General features: G+C 63.5%; 17 protein-coding genes and 1 tRNA gene. 9 read left to right on the forward strand and 9 right to left on the reverse strand.

Features of this window, described 5'->3' with window-relative positions; all coding sequences use genetic code 11:
* Nucleotides 1-280: 280 nt before the first annotated feature.
* The gene (gene thrS / locus JNE37_RS16865) at nucleotides 281-2,254 is read left to right on the forward strand and encodes a threonine--tRNA ligase (RefSeq protein WP_203063954.1); all 1,974 of its coding nucleotides are present in this window, start codon (nucleotides 281-283) and stop codon (nucleotides 2,252-2,254) included.
* A gap of 71 nt (nucleotides 2,255-2,325) precedes the next feature.
* Here thrS and JNE37_RS16870 read toward each other — a convergent pair whose 3' ends face one another.
* The 6 genes from JNE37_RS16870 to JNE37_RS16895 form a co-directional block, all read right to left on the reverse strand.
* Nucleotides 2,326-4,164 (reverse strand): hypothetical protein, encoded by a 1,839-nt coding sequence (locus JNE37_RS16870; protein ID WP_203063956.1) that lies wholly within the window; start codon nucleotides 4,162-4,164, stop codon nucleotides 2,326-2,328.
* Nucleotides 4,165-4,486: 322 nt separating this feature from the next.
* Nucleotides 4,487-4,885 carry a BA14K family protein gene (locus JNE37_RS16875; protein WP_203063958.1) on the reverse strand — a complete coding sequence of 133 codons (399 nt, stop codon included), beginning with the start codon at nucleotides 4,883-4,885 and terminating at the stop codon, nucleotides 4,487-4,489.
* Between the two features lie 20 nt (nucleotides 4,886-4,905).
* Complete coding sequence (locus tag JNE37_RS16880; protein WP_203063960.1) at nucleotides 4,906-5,526, reverse strand: outer membrane protein; 621 nt, start codon at nucleotides 5,524-5,526, stop codon at nucleotides 4,906-4,908.
* 145 nt (nucleotides 5,527-5,671) lie between these two features.
* Complete coding sequence (locus tag JNE37_RS16885; protein ID WP_203063961.1) at nucleotides 5,672-7,054, reverse strand: sensor histidine kinase; 1,383 nt, start codon at nucleotides 7,052-7,054, stop codon at nucleotides 5,672-5,674.
* Nucleotides 7,051-7,725, reverse strand: coding sequence for a response regulator transcription factor (locus JNE37_RS16890; RefSeq protein WP_035038254.1), 675 nt, complete (start codon nucleotides 7,723-7,725; stop codon nucleotides 7,051-7,053). The genes JNE37_RS16885 and JNE37_RS16890 overlap by 4 nt, the downstream gene beginning before the upstream one ends.
* 57 nt (nucleotides 7,726-7,782) lie before the next feature.
* Complete coding sequence (locus JNE37_RS16895; RefSeq protein ID WP_182400040.1) at nucleotides 7,783-8,811, reverse strand: hypothetical protein; 1,029 nt, start codon at nucleotides 8,809-8,811, stop codon at nucleotides 7,783-7,785.
* Nucleotides 8,812-8,924: 113 nt separating this feature from the next.
* Here JNE37_RS16895 and JNE37_RS16900 point away from each other — a divergent pair, with 113 nt between their 5' ends.
* The 4 genes from JNE37_RS16900 to JNE37_RS16915 all read left to right on the forward strand — a co-directional run bounded on the left by JNE37_RS16900 (nucleotide 8,925) and on the right by JNE37_RS16915 (nucleotide 11,822).
* A complete protein-coding gene (locus JNE37_RS16900) occupies nucleotides 8,925-9,503 on the forward strand; it encodes a nitroreductase family protein (RefSeq protein WP_203063962.1) in 579 nt (192 codons plus the stop codon).
* 58 nt (nucleotides 9,504-9,561) lie between these two features.
* A complete protein-coding gene (locus JNE37_RS16905; protein ID WP_052016084.1) occupies nucleotides 9,562-10,377 on the forward strand; it encodes a transglycosylase SLT domain-containing protein in 816 nt (271 codons plus the stop codon).
* Nucleotides 10,378-10,452: 75 nt separating this feature from the next.
* Entirely contained in the window at nucleotides 10,453-11,658 is a 1,206-nt protein-coding gene (locus JNE37_RS16910) for a DUF2336 domain-containing protein (protein WP_203063963.1), read from the forward strand.
* Between the two features lie 2 nt (nucleotides 11,659-11,660).
* Nucleotides 11,661-11,822 (forward strand): hypothetical protein, encoded by a 162-nt coding sequence (locus tag JNE37_RS16915; protein ID WP_156046493.1) that lies wholly within the window; start codon nucleotides 11,661-11,663, stop codon nucleotides 11,820-11,822.
* On the opposite strand, the gene JNE37_RS16920 is transcribed toward JNE37_RS16915, so the two are convergent.
* Both JNE37_RS16920 and JNE37_RS16925 read right to left on the reverse strand, forming a co-directional pair.
* Nucleotides 11,823-12,599 carry an NAD kinase gene (locus tag JNE37_RS16920; RefSeq protein WP_203063964.1) on the reverse strand — a complete coding sequence of 259 codons (777 nt, stop codon included), beginning with the start codon at nucleotides 12,597-12,599 and terminating at the stop codon, nucleotides 11,823-11,825.
* Nucleotides 12,600-12,690: 91 nt separating this feature from the next.
* A tRNA-Thr gene (locus tag JNE37_RS16925) sits at nucleotides 12,691-12,766 on the reverse strand.
* A 179-nt stretch (nucleotides 12,767-12,945) separates the two neighbouring features.
* Between JNE37_RS16925 and JNE37_RS16930 the strand changes: the two genes are divergently transcribed.
* Nucleotides 12,946-13,173 carry a hypothetical protein gene (locus JNE37_RS16930; protein ID WP_203063965.1) on the forward strand — a complete coding sequence of 76 codons (228 nt, stop codon included), beginning with the start codon at nucleotides 12,946-12,948 and terminating at the stop codon, nucleotides 13,171-13,173.
* A gap of 20 nt (nucleotides 13,174-13,193) precedes the next feature.
* Nucleotides 13,194-14,222 carry an NAD-dependent epimerase/dehydratase family protein gene (locus JNE37_RS16935; RefSeq protein WP_203063966.1) on the forward strand — a complete coding sequence of 343 codons (1,029 nt, stop codon included), beginning with the start codon at nucleotides 13,194-13,196 and terminating at the stop codon, nucleotides 14,220-14,222.
* On the opposite strand, the gene JNE37_RS16940 is transcribed toward JNE37_RS16935, so the two are convergent.
* Nucleotides 14,180-15,409: an ROK family protein gene (locus JNE37_RS16940; RefSeq protein ID WP_203063968.1), complete on the reverse strand. Its 1,230-nt coding sequence runs from the start codon at nucleotides 15,407-15,409 to the stop codon at nucleotides 14,180-14,182. The genes JNE37_RS16935 and JNE37_RS16940 overlap by 43 nt on opposite strands.
* Before the next feature lie 215 nt (nucleotides 15,410-15,624).
* On the opposite strand from JNE37_RS16940, the gene xylF reads away from it, so the two are divergent.
* Nucleotides 15,625-16,665 carry a D-xylose ABC transporter substrate-binding protein gene (gene xylF, locus JNE37_RS16945; protein WP_035088914.1) on the forward strand — a complete coding sequence of 347 codons (1,041 nt, stop codon included), beginning with the start codon at nucleotides 15,625-15,627 and terminating at the stop codon, nucleotides 16,663-16,665.
* Nucleotides 16,666-16,750: 85 nt separating this feature from the next.
* Nucleotides 16,751-18,064 (forward strand): sugar ABC transporter permease, encoded by a 1,314-nt coding sequence (locus tag JNE37_RS16950; RefSeq protein WP_035038270.1) that lies wholly within the window; start codon nucleotides 16,751-16,753, stop codon nucleotides 18,062-18,064.
* Nucleotides 18,065-18,075 lie beyond the last annotated feature (11 nt).

Below are 18,075 nucleotides of genomic sequence, written 5' to 3' on the forward strand. Positions count from 1 at the left end.
TTCCCACCACCACGGAACTTCCCCGGACTTGATCCGGGGCCCATTGCACCCTCCCGTCCGAGTGGAACGATCCGTAGGCCCCGGGTCTTCGCCCGGGGAAGTTCGGTGGTTGGGGGAAATCCAGTGGTCGGTGACGCGTTCGGTACGTGAAACCATCGGTGCGCAACCCAAGTGCCTCCAACATAGCCGCAAATGCTGGCAAACTTCACAAAGCGTGATAGACAACGCCCCCTGTGCGTTTTGCACAGTTTCAAAAACCCTTTCTCTTGGAGAGATCAAAATGTCGATCAAGGTGACGTTCCCAGATGGTGCAGTACGCGAGTTTCCGCGCGGCACCACCGGGACTACCGTGGTCGAGGATATCTCCAAGTCGCTGGCCAAGAAGACTGTGGCCATGCGCTGGAACGGCGTCCTGTCGGACCTTTCCGATGCGCTTGAAGAAGACGGCAAGATCGAGTTCGTGACGCGCGACCAGCCGGCCGCGCTCGAACTCATCCGCCACGATGCCGCGCACGTCCTCGCCGAGGCCGTGCAGGAACTGTGGCCGTCGACGCAAGTGACCATCGGCCCGGTGATCGAGAACGGCTTCTACTACGATTTCGCGCGTGACGTGCCGTTCGGCGAGGATGATCTGCGCGCCATCGAGAAGAAGATGAGCGAGATCATCGAACGCGGCGCCGCCTTCACCAAGGAAATCTGGACGCGCGACGAGGCCAAGAAGGTCTTTGCCGCCAAGGGCGAGAACTTCAAGGTCGAACTCGTCGACGCCATCCCGGCCGACCAGAACATCAAGATCTACAAGCAAGGCCAGTGGTTCGACCTCTGCCGTGGTCCGCACATGCGCACCACCAAGGATGTCGGCCAGGCGTTCAAGCTGACCAAGGTGGCTGGCGCCTATTGGCGTGGCGACAGCAACAACCCGGTGCTCTCGCGTATCTACGGCACGGCCTTTGCGACCAAGGAAGAGCTCGACGCCTATCTCCACATGATGGAAGAGGCGGAGAAGCGCGACCATCGCAAGCTGGGCCGCGAACTCGATCTCTTCCATTTGCAGGAAGAAGCGCAGGGCTCGGTGTTCTGGCACCCAAAGGGCTTCACCATCTACAACCAGATGGAGGCCTATATCCGCCGGCGCCTCAACGGCTCGGGCTATGTGGAGGTCAAGACCCCGCAGCTCATGTCGTCCAAGTTCTGGGAGGCTTCGGGCCACTGGGGCAAGTACCGCGAGAACATGTTCGTGGTGCCTGACGAAGTGCCGGGGACCGAGGAAGAAGGTCCGGTGCTTTCGGGCAAGTCCGATCTCATGGCGCTCAAGCCCATGAACTGCCCGGCGCATATCCAGATCTTCAACCAGGGCATCAAGTCGTATCGCGACCTGCCGATCCGCATGGCCGAGTTCGGCTGCTGCCACCGCAACGAGGCCCATGGCGCGCTCCATGGCCTGATGCGCGTGCGCCAGATGACCCAGGACGACGCGCATATCTTCTGCCGCGAAGACCAGATCCAGGCCGAAACCGAGCATTTCGTGCATCTGCTCTATTCGGTTTACAAGGACATGGGTTTCGACCAGATCGTCATCAAGCTCGCCACGCGCCCCGAAAAGTTCGGTGGCACCATCGAGCGCTGGGATGCGGCCGAGAAGGCGCTGGGCGATGCCTTGCGTGCCACTGGCTATGACTTCGAGATCGCCGAAGGCGAGGGTGCTTTCTACGCGCCCAAGCTGGAATTCCACCTCAAGGACGCTATCGGCCGGTCCTGGCAGTGTGGCACGCTGCAGCTCGACTATGTGCTGCCGGAACGCCTCGAGGCCTCCTACGTGGCCGAAGACGGTTCGCGCCAGCGTCCGGTGATGCTCCATCGCGCCATTCTCGGCTCGCTGGAACGCTTCATCGGCATGATGCTGGAGAGCTATGCCGGCAAGCTCCCGACCTGGCTGGCGCCGACCCAGGTGGTCGTGGCCACGATCGTGTCGGAAGCGGACGAGTATGCCGCCAAGCTGGTGAAGCAGCTCAAGGCAGCCGGCATTCGTGCCGAGCTCGATACGCGCAACGAGAAGATCAACTATAAGGTCCGCGAGCACTCGATGCAGAAGGTGCCGCTGATGTTCGTGGTCGGCAAGCGCGAAGCGGAGGAGGGTACTGTGTCCGTCCGCCGTCTCGGAACCGAAGGCCAGAAGGTCGTGCCGTCGATGGATGCCATCGTCGAGCTGATGGCCGAGGTGCAGCCGCCTGACCTGAAGCGCGCCGCAGCCTGATCCAGGCGCCAACGCAAAGAACAAGGCCCGCTCCTGAGGAGCGGGCCTTTCCGTTTTGGGGCTGCCGAAGCTTACTGAGCGGTGGCGTCGACCGTCACCTGGCTCGAGAGAGCCATCGGATTGGCCTGGAGCGCGGTGAGTTCAGGCAGGCCGAGGCCGGCTTCGTTCTTTGCGGCAGCCGAGATCGAGAGGGACTTGGCCTGGCCGGTGATGAAGGTCGCCAGCGCCGCCGAGAGCTTCTGGGCTTCGGGCGTGCCGCCGAGAAGGGCGAGAGCGGTGCCGCCGGCGACGCCGGAGAGGGCGTTGCGGACCTGCTCGACCGACTGGCCCTGTTCCTTGGCCATGCTCTGGAACACGATGTCGGCGAGACCGGCGTCGGTCACGTTGATCTTGAGGTCCTTGGCAGTGAGCCCCATCGCGGCCATCAGGGCCGCGTTGTTGTCCAGCGAGAAGATATCGGGCGTGGCATTGCCCAGCGTGCCGGCGAGGGCGAGCGCGCCCAGGTTCGCGCCGTTGATGGCGAAGGTCTTCACCGCGATGGTGTTCGAGCCTTCGTCCCAGGCGGCGGCGAGGTCGTAGCCGGCTTCGATCTTGTCAATGCCGAGCGCCAGGAGCTGCTTGACCGAATCTTCCTCGGAATCCGCCGGGAGGCCGATCACGATGTTCTTGGCCGACGAGGAGATGTCGGCCGGCACGCCGTTGACGTAGTTGGCCAGCGTCAGGTCGAAATCGCCGATCGAAGCCTTGATGCGCTGGCCATCGGATTCCTCGTCGGGAACGTCCATGTCGAGACCCGAGAACGAGAAACCGCCGAAGGACGGGATCAGGCGGCGACCATTGGTTTCGAACCAGGCGTCGTCCACCTGGCCGTCGGCTTCCTGCAGGGCATTGATGGCCGAGGAGAAGTCGAAGCTCTTGAAGACGAACTTGCCGAGGTTGAGATAGCCATCGCCCTCGACATTGATCTTGATGTCGCTGGCCGAAATCTCGGGATAGGTGTTCTTGGCAAAGCCTCCGATAGCCATCGGGCCGACAGCGACGGTCACCGGCTTGCCTTCCTCCGAAGTGCCGGTGCAATCGAGACCAGCGAAGTCGATCGGGGTGGATTCGAAGGCGCTGAAGAGGTCAGCATAGAAGGTGACGAGCGTGGCGATCTGCTCGGGCTTGAGTTCGGAATCGCCGCTGGCCTCAAGGGACTGGGCCATGGTCATCAGCTCGCCGAAGGACGTCTTGAGCGGACGCGCCTTGAACTCGGCGGTGGTCACGGGTCCGATGGTACAGTTGGCTTCTGGCCCGGTAAACGAGCCGCCTTCCATCTTGAAGTCCTTGTAGATGGTCTTGAGCGGCTGGTCCGGCGAGGCGCCGGGCACGAGGCCATAGAAGGCCAGCATGCCTGCGAGATCGAACAGGCCCGTCGACATCTTGCCGAGCGTGAACTTGCCCTCCGGGCCCGCATCGGCATCAGCTCCGCCCACGACGGCCGAGGCGGCCACGCCGTTGGTGACGTCGGTCAGCGCGATATCGCGATAGGTCAGCGTGCCCTGCTGCTGCTTGCCGCCTTCGGCCGGCACCGCATAGGTGACGGTGATTTCGGGAATGGTGATCGACTTGGCGGTCAATCCGGCCAGTTCGGCCGCGTGTTCGACCAGGCCACCCGTCAGGATCGAGCGGATGGTTTCTTCATCGATGTTGGAATCGACTGCCTGGATGGTGGGAATGGAGACCGAGTAGTTGAACTCGGGCGCCGCCGTTTCGGTGGTCGGCTGTGTCGGGCTTTCGACGCGCGGTGCGCCTTCACGCGTGCGCGGAGCATCCTGGGCCTGGGCAATCGTGGGCAAGGCGACGCTCATCAATGCGCCCAGGGCAATGCTCTCCAGGCTCACGCGGAGCGCACTCTTGGTCAACTGCATGGCATATTTCTCCATTCGCCAGAATTGGGGGCAATCTGTGCCACCGGAGCTTTGTCTTCAATAGGCAAAGCTAATGTGACGTGTTCGGCCTAAGGGTTGAAACCGAAAAAAATCGGGCAGGTTGCACAAATGGTTTCCGCAAGCTTGAAGCAAAACGGAAACTGCCGCCATGACTGGGGTCATGGCGGCAGTCCGCCCCCCGATATTCGCATCAGCGTCAGCTCAAGCGGTAAGCAAGACCCTCAGCAGCGCCGCTGGAGATCTGACGGCGTGATGCGAAGCCGGTTGGGGTCCTGCCGGTGCCACGGGGATTGGGGCGGAGTCACCGGCAGGGATATCGCAGCCCATCACGGGCCAGGAACGTGCCCGTTTGCGGATCGAAGCTGCGATATTTTGCGAAACAGTACTGGAGCCAGCGATCGCGCTCCTTCTTCTTGGCGCGGTCCTGCTCGGCGGCGCCCGCGATGATCGCGCCGATGGCGAGGCCGACGATGCCTACGCCGATCGCGGCTCCCAAATCATCGTCCTTCTTGGCCTCTTCGGGCCGAAAAAAGCGCTCGCAACTATCGCGCTCGTAGCGGTCCCGGACATGCCGGCAGTCGCGGAACGAATAGGCGACCCATCGATCGTCCGACGAATACCACTCGGCTGCGGCAGCGGGGATGACGCTGGTGGCGATGAGCGCGAGCGTCGCGACGAAAACGGGGAGTTTCGTGGCCATGTTGCTTGCTCCAGGAGCGATCAGAACCGGTAGCTGAGGCCGGCCTTGATCGCGTGGTTGACGAAGCTGTCGGTGCGCTTGATGCCGCCTGCGAGCGTGGACTCGACGTTGTCATAGCGTGACTGCGTGTATTCGAGGCGCGTGGTGAGGCCGTTGCGGAAGAGGTATTCGACGCCGGCGCCATAGGTGAAGCCGCCCGCCCAGCGGGGATCGGATACCACGTTGCCCTTGGGATCGAGCCGGGCCCAGCCATAGCCGACGGTGCCGTAGAGCAGCATGGAGTCGAACGAGACGCCGGCGCGCAGCTTGGCGGCACCCGACCAGGTCTGGGCGAGGGAAGCGTTGCCGGTGAGGCTGTATTCCTTGCCGCTCGTATAGGTGCCTTCGAGTTCGGCGCCGACCACGGTCGGACCGAGCGAGGTGGTGTAGCCGATCATCGCGCCACCCAGGAGATTGTTCCCGGCGAAGACGTTGGGCACTTCCTTGGTGCTGACGCCGCCGACCACGCCGGCATAGAAGCCGGACCACGAGGCGGAGTCGCCGTAATAGGGTGCGAAGCGGTCTTGCGCCGACGCCGCGGCAGTGCCGAGCGCGGACACGAAAACGGCGCCCAGCAAGAGGCGCGGGAGGAAATTGGGCATAACTCAATACTCCGAAGCGAGAAGGGAGGCTCGCCGCTGCAATGCAGCGATCTGACTTCACCCATTTTGGAGACTCACATTGCGAGAGCATTGCGAGAGAACGGTTTTTTGAGGCGAGCGCGGCGGACTGGCGCTCGCCAGCCGTTCAGGCTCCTGCCGAGCGGGGCAGGGCCAGACGGAAAGCCGCGCCGCCTTCCGGGCTGTCGTTGACCGAGAGATGCCCGTTGTGGCGGTGAGCGATGTCCCGGGCGAGATTGAGCCCAAGGCCGTGGCCGGCGGTCATCGGGCGAAGCCGGTAGAAGGGCTCGAAGATGCGGTCGCGATCCTCCGGCGGAATGCCGGGGCCGGCATCCGCAACCTCGATCGTGCCATTGCGCTCGACATAGACCGAGATGGTGCCGGTATTGCCGCCATGAGCGATGGCGTTCTGCACCAGGTTGCTCAGCGCACGCTCGAGCGCGGTCCAGTCACCCAGCACGAGCACACGGCGCTGGTCGGCATCGAAGCTGATCTTGTAGCCGGCGGCGATGGCGATGGGGGCGAGGTCAGCAACCACGTTGCCGGCCAGCTCCACCAGATCGACCTCCTTGAGGTCGGGGCGCTGGTGCTGAAACCGCTGGTGATCCAGCAATTGCTCGGCGAGCCCGCCGAGGCGCGAGACGTCGGCGATGAGACGACCCTTGTCCTGGCTTTCGGGCAGGGCGTCGATACGCGTCTGCAGGATGGCGATGGGCGTTTTGAGCTCGTGGGCGGCGTCGGCCAGGAAGCGCTTGTGGCGTTCGTAGCCTTCGTCGAGGCGCACGAGGGCGTCGTTGACGGCGGCGACGAGCGACTTCACCTCCCAGGGGATGCGGTCCACCGAGAGGCGCATGCCGCGCTGGTCGAAGTCGATCTTGGCAGCGTCCGTTTCCGCCGATGTTACGCCGCGCAGCGACTTACGCACGATGAGTGGGATGGCGATGCCGGTGACGAGGGCGAGAAGCGCGGTGATCGGCAGGAAGAGGATGAGCGAAACGATCACGACCGCCAGGAGCGCCGAGACCGAGGCATTGGTGCCGACGACGATGAAGACCTGGCCGGCGCGCGTATCGCGCTTGCGGACGTTGACCTGCTCGGGCTGATCTTCCTTGATGCGGACCTGCGCATAGTCGGCTGTGCCGAGGCTCTTGACCAGCGGCATGAACATTTCGGGCGGCGTACCCTCGCCAACCGTCTGGCCCTGGCTGTCGCGTGCCACGAACCAGAATTCGTTGGTGCGCACCCATTCCATGCCCGGCGTGTCTTCTAGGACCAGTTTGCCGGTGGCATCGTGGACGAGAGATTCGGCGATGTGGTCGATCATGCTGTCGTCGACGAGGTCGGCCTTGCCGCCAAGCGACATGATGAAAAGCCAGATGGCGACGGTAAAGACGACGAAGGTCAGGCCGTGCAAAAGCATCAAACGCCAGACGAGCCGGCGCTTGAGGGAGTTGGGCTTGCGCCACTGGTAGTTTCGCAGACCGTTCCAGAACCGGTGCCAGAGCTTCATCGCGCCTGCTTCATGAGATAGCCGACCCCGCGGATCGTGTGGATTTCGACGGTCGCGCCGGCATCGGCCAGCTTGCGGCGGAGGCGGGAGACGTGCGCGTCGAGGGCATTGGACTGGATTTCGTCGTCGAACCCGTAGACGGCCTCCTCCAGCGAGGTACGCAACACGGTACGTCCGGTGCGCTGCACCAGCGTTTCGAGCACCAGCAATTCGCGGCGGGGGAGGTCGACCGGGTTGTCCTGGATGCTGACGTGGCGATTGGCGAAATCGTAGGTGAGGTTGCCGACGCGCCCGACATTGACCGCGATCTGGGCCGGGCGGCGCATGACGGCGCGCAGGCGGGCCAGCAACTCCTCGACGGCAAACGGCTTTGGCAGGTAGTCGTCCGCACCCTGGTCGAGGCCGGTTATGCGATCGACGAGCGAACCGCGGGCCGTGAGCACGATGATCGGCGCACCCGGCACCTGCTGGCGGATGAGCGGGATCAGGTCGATGCCGTCGCCGTCCGGCAGGTTGCGATCGAGCAGGAAGGCGGCGTGGACGCGGTTGGGGATGGCCTCCTCGGCGAAGGCGAGGTTGGGCGCATGATCGATGACCATGTCATATTTGAGCAAAGCAGCGCTGAGGGCTGAGGCCATTTCGGCCTCGTCCTCGACAAGCAATAGACGCATAGACGTGACCCCTGAGGTTGGGGCCAGAATAGCGCGCGACGTTACGGCTAGATGACGTCAGTAGACCGACGTGAGGACTTCGATTTCGCGCGGCTGTCCTGGAACGACCTGGAAGGCGCGGTTGTAAACGGTGTCGCCGCGCTTGGCCAAGACGGTGTAGTCGCCTTCCTGCAGAACCGTTGCAGGAAAAGCGCCGATCTCCTGGAAGACGGTCTTGCCGTCAGCCGATTTGACAGTCCAGTCGACGTCCGCAATGGCTTCGCCGCCGGCTTCGGAAACGAGCTTGAGCGAGATCTGGCTGGCGCGGTGATAGAGCGTGGCTTCCGTCAACTGGCCGGGCTCAACCCGCAGGTCGGCGCGCACAATGGCATTCACGTCGCCGAAATAGGAAACGACGTGGTAGGTGCCGGCATTGAGCGTCACCGTGTCGTTCGCGGCCACGTTCTGGGCCACGAGGATGCGGTCGGCATCGCTGGTGCCACCGGAGAAGATGTCGAAATGCTCGAGATTGAGGGGGATCGCCACGTCGCCCGTGATCGCCGAGTTGAGCCGTAGCGCGCCCGCATCGAGCACCATGGTCTTGTCGTTGTTGCCGGGGTTGACCGTGATCGTGTCGCTGGCCTGGGCGCGGCCATAGGCAACGTGGATCACGTACTGGCCCGGCGGCAGCGAGAGCGTGGCCTCGGAATCGTCGGACTTGGCGACCATGGCCAATTGGCCGTTATTGTCGGTCTTGGTCTCGAAGATGCGCCAGACGAGCCCCTCGGGAATGGTATTGCCCTTTTCCGTCACGCGCGCACTGAGGTGCACTGGCTGCGGAGCCTGGGTCACAGCCTTGATGGCATCGGTTGCTGGCGTGTCGGCGGCAACGCCGGGGACTTCGCCCGGCTCGACCATTGCAGAGGGCTCGTTGGCCGGCGCCTCGGGGGCTGGGGCTTCATTCTGCGGCTCGCCGGACGCCTTGGCCTGCGCGGCATCGTGCTCGGCCCTGGGCCGCGGCTCGGGCGCTTCCTGGGATGCAGCGATTTGCGGCGCAAGCAAAGCGGCCAGGAGGCCGATAGCCATCACCCACGATCTACGTACCAAAGATAACCTCTTGCGGTCGCCCCGGCGGCCGAAATCGAACGAGAAAAAAGCTCTAGGCTTTGAATTGGGAAAAGCTGTGTCATAAGGACGGCACACTCGCAAGGACCTAGACCATGACCGCCAAAGCCGACGTGCTCGATTATCTGCTCACCCGCCGTTCCGTGGGGCAGGCTTTCCTCAAGGAGCCGGGGCCCTCGGCAGAAGAGCTGCGTCAAATTCTCACGATCGGCACGCGCGTTCCCGACCATGGCAAGCTGGCGCCCTGGCGGCTGGTCATCATCGAGGGTGACGATCGCATCCGCGCCGGTGAGAAGCTGTCCGAGATCGCCAAGCGCAACAATTCCAATCTCGACGAAGCCGGCCTTGAGATCGAGCGGCGGCAATTCCTGCCAGCACCATTGACGATCGGTGTGCTGTCGGCGCCCAAGCCCAGCCCCAAGATCCCGCATTTCGAACAGCTGATCTCGGCCGGCAACGTCGCCTTCAACCTCGAGCATGCTGCCTTCGCGCTGGGCTATGCCGCCCAATGGATCACGCGCTGGTTCAGCTACGACACCGAGGCGGCCGCCATGCTGGGTGCCAAGGAAGGCGAGCGCTTCGTCGGCTTCATCATGATCGGTACGCCCTCGACCATCATCGAGGATCGACCGCGTCCTGCGCTTGAAGAGGTCGTGAGCCGCTGGCAGGGTTAAGCCGGTATTAACCTCTGTTGAGGTTTCATTAACCCTGTTTCGGGGGTGATGATTCCGTATGGGTGTTCAGCCGATCTCGGTGCCGCAGAGTCTGGCCTACGTTCTTAATTCCGCAGGGAACAAGAACGGGGTGGATTTCAATTATCTGCTGCAGACCGCCATGCGCGAAAGCAGTCTCGATCCGCAGGCCAAGGCGCGCTCGTCTTCGGCCGTTGGGCTGTTCCAGTTCCTCGAAGGCACCTGGCTGCAGGTGATGAAGCAGGAGGGGCCGCGCCTCGGCTACCAGAATTACTCGGACGCGATTACCGAAACTGCCGACGGCGATTTCGTGATTCGTGACCCGAAGCTCAAGGCGGAGGTTCTCAAGCTGCGAGAAGACCCGCAGATTGCCGCCGACCTCGCCGCGGCTTTTACCAAATCCAATGGCGACTATCTCAACCAGCGCTTCGGCCGCATGCCCAGTCCGGGTGAGCTCTATATCGCCCACTTCCTCGGGGCAAAGGGCGCTGAGAAGATGTTTACGGCCGGACTCCAGAACCCCGACCAGATCGCGGCCAAGCTCTTCCCGAAGCAGGCGAGTGCCAATCCCGCGATCTTCTACGCCGACGGCCAGCCGCGCACGATCCGCCAGGTCTACAAGGCCCTGGTGGCGAAGCACGCCATAACGCCCGACACGCCCGCGCCCGCATTTGCCGCGCAGCAGCTGGCTCAGCAACAGGCGCCGCAGCCGGTCATCCCATCCCGGTTCGGTCCGCAGGATATGTCGTTCGTTTCGCTCTTTTCGACGGAAGCGGCCGGTCCGGTTGGTTCGCCTGTCGAACCAACGGAGGCTGCGACGGGCGCGGCCTTCTTCACCCAGCTCTATGGTCAATAGATCGCCAACGAACGTGGTGAACCGTTCCTTAAGCCTTGCGGCCTAATGTTGCCCGGTTAGTTCCGGGGGCATCGGATGGTTGCGTATCACGAGTTCGTCGCGCTCACCCAGTCGGGAAACAGCGAAGATCGGGGTAGGGCCGCTCACATGGCGACCCTGGCTTATCTCGCCCATACCGGCCCCGCTGACGAGCACGCCGCCCTCTACGCCGCCCTGATCGGCTTTCTCGAAGATCCATCCGTCAAGGTACGCGCTGCGCTCGCCTATGGCCTGCTTCACGCTGTCGAAGCACCGCGGCCGATACTCCTGGCGCTGTTGCAGGATGCCGGCGTCATCTCTCGCGCTGTCGCGCAGTATTCGCCGGCACTCATCGACGCCGACCTCATCGGTCTCGCGCGCAACGGTGATCTCACCATGCTGCTGGCGCTCGCGGAGAGGACCAATATCAGCACGCGCATAGCCGAAGCCGTAATCGCGCGCGGAGAGACCGGCGTTACCCTCAAGCTGCTGGCGCGCCGCGACATTACATACGGTGCCGAAACCCTGGTTGTGCTCGCGCAGAGCCATGGCGATGACGCCCGGCTACGTGGCGCCCTTTTGGCTCGTCGCGAACTGCCGCCATCTGCGCGCTTGCATCTGGTGGAAGCCGTCAGTCGCGCACTGCGAGGGACGCGTATCGTCAAGGGCGCTGTTGCTGCGCGACGCCTCGATAGCCTGATGCGCAACGTCACCGACACCGCGCTCAGTGCCATCGGCGAACGTGAGGCCGAACGAGCGGCCCCGCGCTACGCCGCCGAAATGGTCGGCACCGACCGCGTGAATACGCGTTTGCTGCTACATGCAGTCGTCCATGGCCATGTGCTCTTCTTCGCCGATATCGTTGCCGAGTTGAGCGAGATTCCGCGCGAAAAAGTGTTCTCTATTCTCGAAAGCGGCGGCCGTCCGGCGCTCAACGCGCTTTTCACACGCTGCGGCCTTACCGAGTCCGTGCGCAATCTCGTCGCGCGCCTCGTCTTCCATGCCCGCAGCGCCGATCTCGCCGACGATGCCACCGCGCGCCACTTCGTCGTCACCGCGCTGACCGAAGAGCTCATCATCGAGCACGGCGGCCAGATTCCCGCCGAGCTTGAAGAGGCCTTCTCCTATCTGAGCGAGCAAAACGTCATGCTGGCCCGCAGCGCCGCGCGTGGCGTCATGCCGGCCTTTGGCGGCGCGTCGCTGGCCCGCCTGCCGGCTCCTGAACTCGACGAGCCCGAGCGGCTCGCCCTACCGGCGGTCTAGCCATGCAGCATCTACTCGAAGTCCTGAACCGCCTGATCCTGCGAGCACCCGAGCCATTGCCCGAACCCGATCCCGAGCCGACGACGGATTGGCTGCTGCTTTTCGCCCTGACGCTCGATGAGCGTCGCATCGCCGACGTGCGCGAGAAACGCCTGCCGCACTGATCAGTAGCGGAACTGCTCGGTCAGTACGCGTTCTTCCAGGCTATGGCCCGGATCGAACAGCAGCGTCACTTCGTTCGAGCGGTCCTCTCGAACGGTCACTTCGACCACGCTCTTGAACTCGACATTGTCGGCCACTGCGCTCACCGGTCGCTTCTGCGCCTCGCGGGTGCGGAAGGTCACCACGGCGGTATTGGGCAGGATTGCCCCCCGCCAGCGCCGCGGGCGGAAGGGGGAAATCGGCGTCAGCGCCAGAAGCGGCGCGCTGATCGGCAGGATAGGGCCATGCGCCGAAAGGTTGTAGGCCGTGGAACCCGCCGGCGTCGACAGCAGCACGCCATCGCAGATCAACTCATCGAGCCGCACGTGGCCGTCCACATCGATCTCGATCTTCGCCGCCTGGAAACTTGAGCGGAACAGCGACACTTCGTTGAGCGCCAGCGCCGAATGCACCTTGTCGTCCACGTCGCGCACGCTCATGGATAACGGGTAGATCTTGGTCGGCCGCGCCGCTTCCAGCCGCTCGCGCAGGTGATCGTTGCCGAACTCGTTCATCAGGAAGCCGACCGAACCGAAGTTCATGCCGTAGACTGGAATCGAGCGGCTCATCACCGAGTGCAGCGTCTGCAGCATGAGGCCATCGCCCCCGAGTGCCACCACAATCTCCGCGTGCGCCAGCCCGACATCGCCATAGCGATCGCGCAGCGCCGAAGTCGCCTTGTCGGCCTCCGGCGTCCCGCTGGAGACGAATGTCAGCTTGTCGCTACCAAAGCCCGCCACGATCCAGTCTCCCAAGCCTCATGCCGCCTGCCTATCATTTCGGCAGAGCCCATGCCAGCCGGTGTGGCCAAATGTAACGTCGGGGAAAGGGTGGTGCCGGCAGCAGGGTTCGAACCCGCGACCCCCTGATTACAAATCAGGTGCTCTACCAACTGAGCTATACCGGCCCGACGCGCTAAGTACCCATGCGCCGGGGGTTTTGCAACCTCTGATGGCAAAGTCTCCCGAGATGGTGTTGGAGGTGGCGTGCCGCCGGGATTGACGCGGTGGGGCCAACAGTGTGATCTCCAGTACCGGGGAGGGCCAGGCTATGGGGCGCAACCGGTTGAACAATTTGAAATCGCTGGTGAAACTACTCGCGGCGAGCTGGAGCCTGGGCACCTTCGACGCAAGCGCTGCAGAGTGGATCGGCAAGGCCACGCCCGCCGTGAAGGTCGATATCCTGGCGCTCGCCGAGATGATGGCGCTGACCGATGACGAGTTCGGCGAGCTCAACGATCTGATCTTGGAGATCGAAGGCGCGGTCGACGCCATGGCCTACGAGACCGAAGGCCGGCAGAGGCAGTTGAACTGAGCAGGCAAAAGGGGCCGGTCTTGAGATTCTTCATTACGGGAACTGCGGGATTTATCGGTTTCCACCTGGCACGGCGCTTGCTGCAAGGCGGCCATGATGTCTTCGGATTCGACGGGATGACGCCGTACTATGATGTTCGGCTCAAGTTAGCGCGCAACGCGATCCTTGCGGAGTTCCCGGCCTATCAGTTTACTGAAGCGCTGCTTGAGGATCGCTCTACGCTGGACAGCGCGCTCGCTGTTGCGCGCCCTGATATCGTGGTCCATCTCGCGGCCCAGGCCGGGGTGCGGTACAGCCTTGAGCATCCGGAAAGCTATCTCAGTTCCAACTTGGTCGGGACATTCAATCTGCTCGATGCCGCTAAGCAGGTAAGGCCGCGGCATGTGCTCGTTGCGTCGTCCAGCTCGGTCTATGGCGGCAATACCAAGCTGCCGTTCGCCGAGATAGATCGAACGGATTTTCCCGTATCGCTTTATGCTGCGAGCAAGCGCGCAACCGAGGCGATGGCTCATTCGGCAGCGCATCTGGCGAATATGCCGACGACGTGCTTTCGCTTTTTCACGGTCTATGGTCCGTGGGGACGGCCAGACATGGCGCTCTACAAGTTCGTGGATGCGATAGAGGCGGGACGGTCCATCGATATCTACGGCCAGGGGCGGATGCGGCGCGATGCGACCGATGTCGGTGATCTTGTTGAGGCGATCGTGCGTCTGGCAGATGCGGTGCCTGCGAGCGGGCAGTCGGCTGGAGAGTTCGATTCGATTTCGTCGGTTGCGCCCTGGCGAGCGGTCAATATTGCCGGTGGGCGGCAGGTCGAGCTCATGACTCTGGTGGAAACGATCGAGCAGGCCGTGGGGCGAGTGGCCGAGAAGGTCATGTTGCCGATGCAGCCCGGAGACGCGGTCGAAACCTATGCCGACAACCGGCTGCTCCGCGCGCTTACTGGCTACGTGCCATCGCGGCCGATCGCGGAGACAGTCGCCGACTTCGTTGCGTGGTATCGCGACTACCGCGCCTCCACCGCCGGCAGCACTGCGAACTCCGCCTGATCGACCTCGTGCAGGGTCTTCATCGTCAGCCCTCGGAAGATCGGTTCGCTTTCGTCGAGATGCGTGCGGATTTCCGGGGTGCCGTTGACGCGGCAGACGAGGGAGGCGGCGAGGGCGGCTTCGATTTCAGTTTGCATGAAGGGGAAAGCACGGGCGCCGGGACCGACGACTACGATGTGTGCAGGGTCGAAAACGGCCATCAATCGGTTGAGGCCGAAGCCGATGGCGCGGCCGGCGAGGTTGAAGGCGTGGGTTACGGCTCTGTCGCCCTGATAGGCGCGGCTGATGAGGCTTTCGTATTGGGCCGGCGGCACTGTGGCGGCGGGGGCGTGGTGGTCGGGCACGGAATAGGCGGTGCGCAGGACGCCGTAGTCGGCGGCGTAGGCCTCGACGCAGCCGCGCATGCCGCAGCGGCACAGGGCGCCTTCGGGCACGTGGTTCATGTGGCCGAATTCGGTGGCGCCTTCATCGCTCCGGCCGAGGATTTCACCGCGGAAAGTGATGCCCATGGCCACTGTCGAGCCGACGAAGACGGTGGCGACGCTCGCGTCCCGCAGGTCGGGATCGAGCCAGCGTGTGCCCTCGGCGAGCAGGCGTCCGCGCTTGTGCAGCGAGACCGGAATGCTAAACCGCCGCGAAAGCGAGCCGCTGATGTCATGCCCAGCCAGATGCGTGATTGGCGACCATTTGAGGCCCGTACCGTTGCGGTCGAGAATGCCCTGCAGGGAGATTGCAACGCGGCGAAGGTTGGCGGCTTCGACTGGATTGCGCGAGCGCAATTGATCGATGCGGGTGGCCAGGTATTCGGGGGCAGGGGCCTGGCGGAAGGTGTCGGGACCGTTGGCGGATTCGATGCGATCGACAAGGGTGCCGCCGTAGTCGACCAGCGATAGACGGGTGCGGTTCACGTCGACTTCAACGAGGGCGACATAGGCGGCGGCACGGTTGAAGCCCACGTCCACGGCGGGACGGCCGCGCCCCTTGCCCTCGGGGCGTTCGGCCGGCAGATCGCGGAGCAGGTTCTGGGCCACCATGTCCTGCGTTATGGCGGTGATGGTCGCGTGGCTGAGGCCGGTCTGGGCGGCGAGCTGCGTGCGCGGAAGCGGGCCGGTGAGCCGTAGGGCTTCCAGCACGAGGCCGCGGTTCTGCCGCCGCACCGTATCGCTGTCGCTTGCGTGGCGCGCCAACGCCGATCCCTCCCAAACGGGGTATTCGTTCGCCCCGGATAACCACGAATGATTTATTTCGGGTATCGAAATTGATGTTGACTCTGCTCGCAGCGGCGTGGCAATCATTTTTTTGAGCATTGAAAGAAATGCTCTTTCGGCCAGATGCCGTGCCCCATGGAGGAGGGCTCTGGTGCGTTTGGGTTGGCGGCGCACGCCGCCTATGGGAGGACATCATGAAGAAGTTTCTCGCGGTCGCGCTTGGCACGACCGTTCTGATCAGCACGGCCAGCTTCGCCTTCGCCCAGGAATTGGTGGTTGGCGTTTCCTGGTCGAATTTCCAGGAAGAGCGCTGGAAAACCGACGAGGCGGCCATCAAGGCGGCGCTCGATGCGGCCGGCGCCAAGTACATCTCGGCCGACGCCCAGTCGTCGCCGGCCAAGCAGCTTACCGACATCGAAAGCCTGATCTCGCAAGGCGCCAAGGCGCTGATCGTCCTGGCGCAGGACTCCGACGCGGTCGGCCCGGCCATCCAGGCCGCGGTCTCCGAAGGCATTCCGGTGGTCGGCTATGACCGCCTGATCGAAAACCCGCAGGCCTTCTACCTGACCTTCGACAACAAGGAAGTCGGTCGCCTGCAGGCCAAGGCAGTCTATGCCGTGGCGCCCAAGGGCAATTACGTCTTCATCAAGGGCTCGAGCACTGACCCGAATGCCGACTTCCTCTTCGCAGGCCAGCAGGAAGTGCTCAAGGATGCCATCGACAAGGGTGACATCAAGAATGTCGGCGAGGCCTATACCGATGGCTGGCTGCCGGAAAATGCCCAGAAGAACATGGAGCAGTTCCTGACGGCCAATAACAACGAGGTCGACGCTGTCGTCGCTTCCAACGACGGCACGGCCGGTGGCGCCATCGCGGCGCTTGCGGCCCAGGGCCTTGCCGGTTCGGTGCCGGTTTCAGGCCAGGACGGCGACCATGCCGCCCTCAACCGCATCGCGCTCGGCACGCAGACCGTCTCGGTCTGGAAGGACGCGCGCGAACTGGGCAAGAAGGCTGCCGAAATTGCGCTCGAACTCGCCAAGGGCACGGCCCTCGACAAGGTGACCGGCGCCACCAAGTTCAACGGCGGGCCGAAGGGCGTCGAGATGAATGCGGTGTTCCTGGCTCCTGTCGCCATCACCAAGGACAATCTCAACGTCGTCATCGACGCCGGTTGGGTGACCAAGGATGTGGTGTGCCAGGGCGTGGCTGCGGGCAAGGTTGCCGCCTGCAACTGATCTGCCAGATAATAAGCTGACAAGGGCGGTGCCGCGCTGGTTCGCGGCGCCGCTCAATAAGCAGGTCAGCATCTAGGGGAGAGAGATGGTCGATCAGCACGCCTTGCCGGCAAGCCCGCGCGTTCCGAGCGCCGGCATGGGACCAATCCAGAGATTTCTCACTGCAACCGAGCTGGATACCCGGCTCCTGGGCATGATAGGCGCGTTGCTGCTCATCTGGCTCGGCTTCCATTTCCTGTCGGGCGGTGTGTTCCTCACCCCCCGCAACCTCTGGAACCTTTCGGTCCAGACGGCCTCAGTCGCCATCATGGCCACGGGCATGGTGCTGGTCATCGTGACCCGCAATATCGACCTCTCGGTTGGTTCGATCCTCGGTGTGGTCGGCATGCTGATGGGCGTGATGCAGGTGGATTTCCTGCCGCGCTATCTCGGGCTCGGGCATCCAGCGATCTGGATCCTGACGCTCGCCTTTGGTCTCGTCGTAGGCATGGGCATCGGTGCGCTGCAGGGCATCATTATCGCGTATCTGCGCGTACCAGCCTTCATCGTTACGCTGGGCGGTTATCTCATCTGGCGCGGTGCGGCATGGTGGGTCACTTCGGGCCGAACCGTCGCGCCGCTCGACCAGACGTTCCAGCTCATGGGTGGTGGGCCGGCTGGCTCTATCGGCTTCTGGGCGAGCTGGGCGGTGGGAGCGCTGATCTGTATCGGCATCATTGCCGGGCTTTACATAGGTCGCCGACAGCGCCGACGTTTCAATTTCCCGCAGCGACCTATCTGGGCTGAGGTGACGCTGGGCGTTCTCGGTTGTGGTATCGCGCTGGCGGCGGTGGGTGTTGCCAATGCCTATCCCTGGCCGAGCCGGATTGCCGCCAACTACGCGGCGGCGAACAACATCACCGTTCCGGAAGGCGGCCTTTTCATCTCGCACGGCATCGCCATTCCCGTTCTGATCGCACTGGCGGCGGGTATCGTGATGACGTTCATCGCCACGCGGACGCGGTTCGGCCGCTACGTCTTCGCCATGGGTGGCAACCCTGAAGCAGCGGAACTGGCGGGCATCAATACCCGCTGGGTGACGGTCAAGATCTTCATTCTCATGGGAGCGCTTTGCGCCGTCGCCGCGGCAATTTCCTCGGCGCGCCTCAATGCCGCGACCAATGCGCTGGGCACGTTCGACGAACTCTACGTCATCGCCGCGGCCGTTATCGGCGGCACATCGCTGGCGGGCGGCGTGGGTACGATCGTCGGAGCCATGATCGGCGCGCTGGTCATGCAGTCGCTGCAATCGGGCATGGTGCTGATGGGGATCGACAGCCCGCTGCAATCGATCGTGGTGGGTATCGTCCTCGTTCTCGCGGTGTGGCTGGACACGCTCTACCGCCGCAAGTCCAACTAGGGGTATCGGTT

Source organism: Paradevosia shaoguanensis, assembly GCF_016801025.1.
Classification (GTDB): Bacteria; Pseudomonadota; Alphaproteobacteria; order Rhizobiales; family Devosiaceae; genus Paradevosia; species Paradevosia shaoguanensis.

Coding starts and splice junctions, on each gene's coding strand:
- JNE37_RS16905 (WP_052016084.1), top strand. CDS start 9,562: ATGGGTGTTCAGCCGATCTCGGTGCCGCAGAGTCTGGCCTACGTTCTT.
- JNE37_RS16900 (WP_203063962.1), top strand. CDS start 8,925: ATGACCGCCAAAGCCGACGTGCTCGATTATCTGCTCACCCGCCGTTCC.
- JNE37_RS16875 (WP_203063958.1), bottom strand. CDS start 4,885: ATGGCCACGAAACTCCCCGTTTTCGTCGCGACGCTCGCGCTCATCGCC.
- JNE37_RS16910 (WP_203063963.1), top strand. CDS start 10,453: ATGGTTGCGTATCACGAGTTCGTCGCGCTCACCCAGTCGGGAAACAGC.
- JNE37_RS16870 (WP_203063956.1), bottom strand. CDS start 4,164: ATGCAGTTGACCAAGAGTGCGCTCCGCGTGAGCCTGGAGAGCATTGCC.
- JNE37_RS16890 (WP_035038254.1), bottom strand. CDS start 7,725: ATGCGTCTATTGCTTGTCGAGGACGAGGCCGAAATGGCCTCAGCCCTC.
- thrS (WP_203063954.1), top strand. CDS start 281: ATGTCGATCAAGGTGACGTTCCCAGATGGTGCAGTACGCGAGTTTCCG.
- JNE37_RS16885 (WP_203063961.1), bottom strand. CDS start 7,054: ATGAAGCTCTGGCACCGGTTCTGGAACGGTCTGCGAAACTACCAGTGG.
- JNE37_RS16880 (WP_203063960.1), bottom strand. CDS start 5,526: ATGCCCAATTTCCTCCCGCGCCTCTTGCTGGGCGCCGTTTTCGTGTCC.
- JNE37_RS16950 (WP_035038270.1), top strand. CDS start 16,751: ATGGTCGATCAGCACGCCTTGCCGGCAAGCCCGCGCGTTCCGAGCGCC.
- JNE37_RS16915 (WP_156046493.1), top strand. CDS start 11,661: ATGCAGCATCTACTCGAAGTCCTGAACCGCCTGATCCTGCGAGCACCC.
- xylF (WP_035088914.1), top strand. CDS start 15,625: ATGAAGAAGTTTCTCGCGGTCGCGCTTGGCACGACCGTTCTGATCAGC.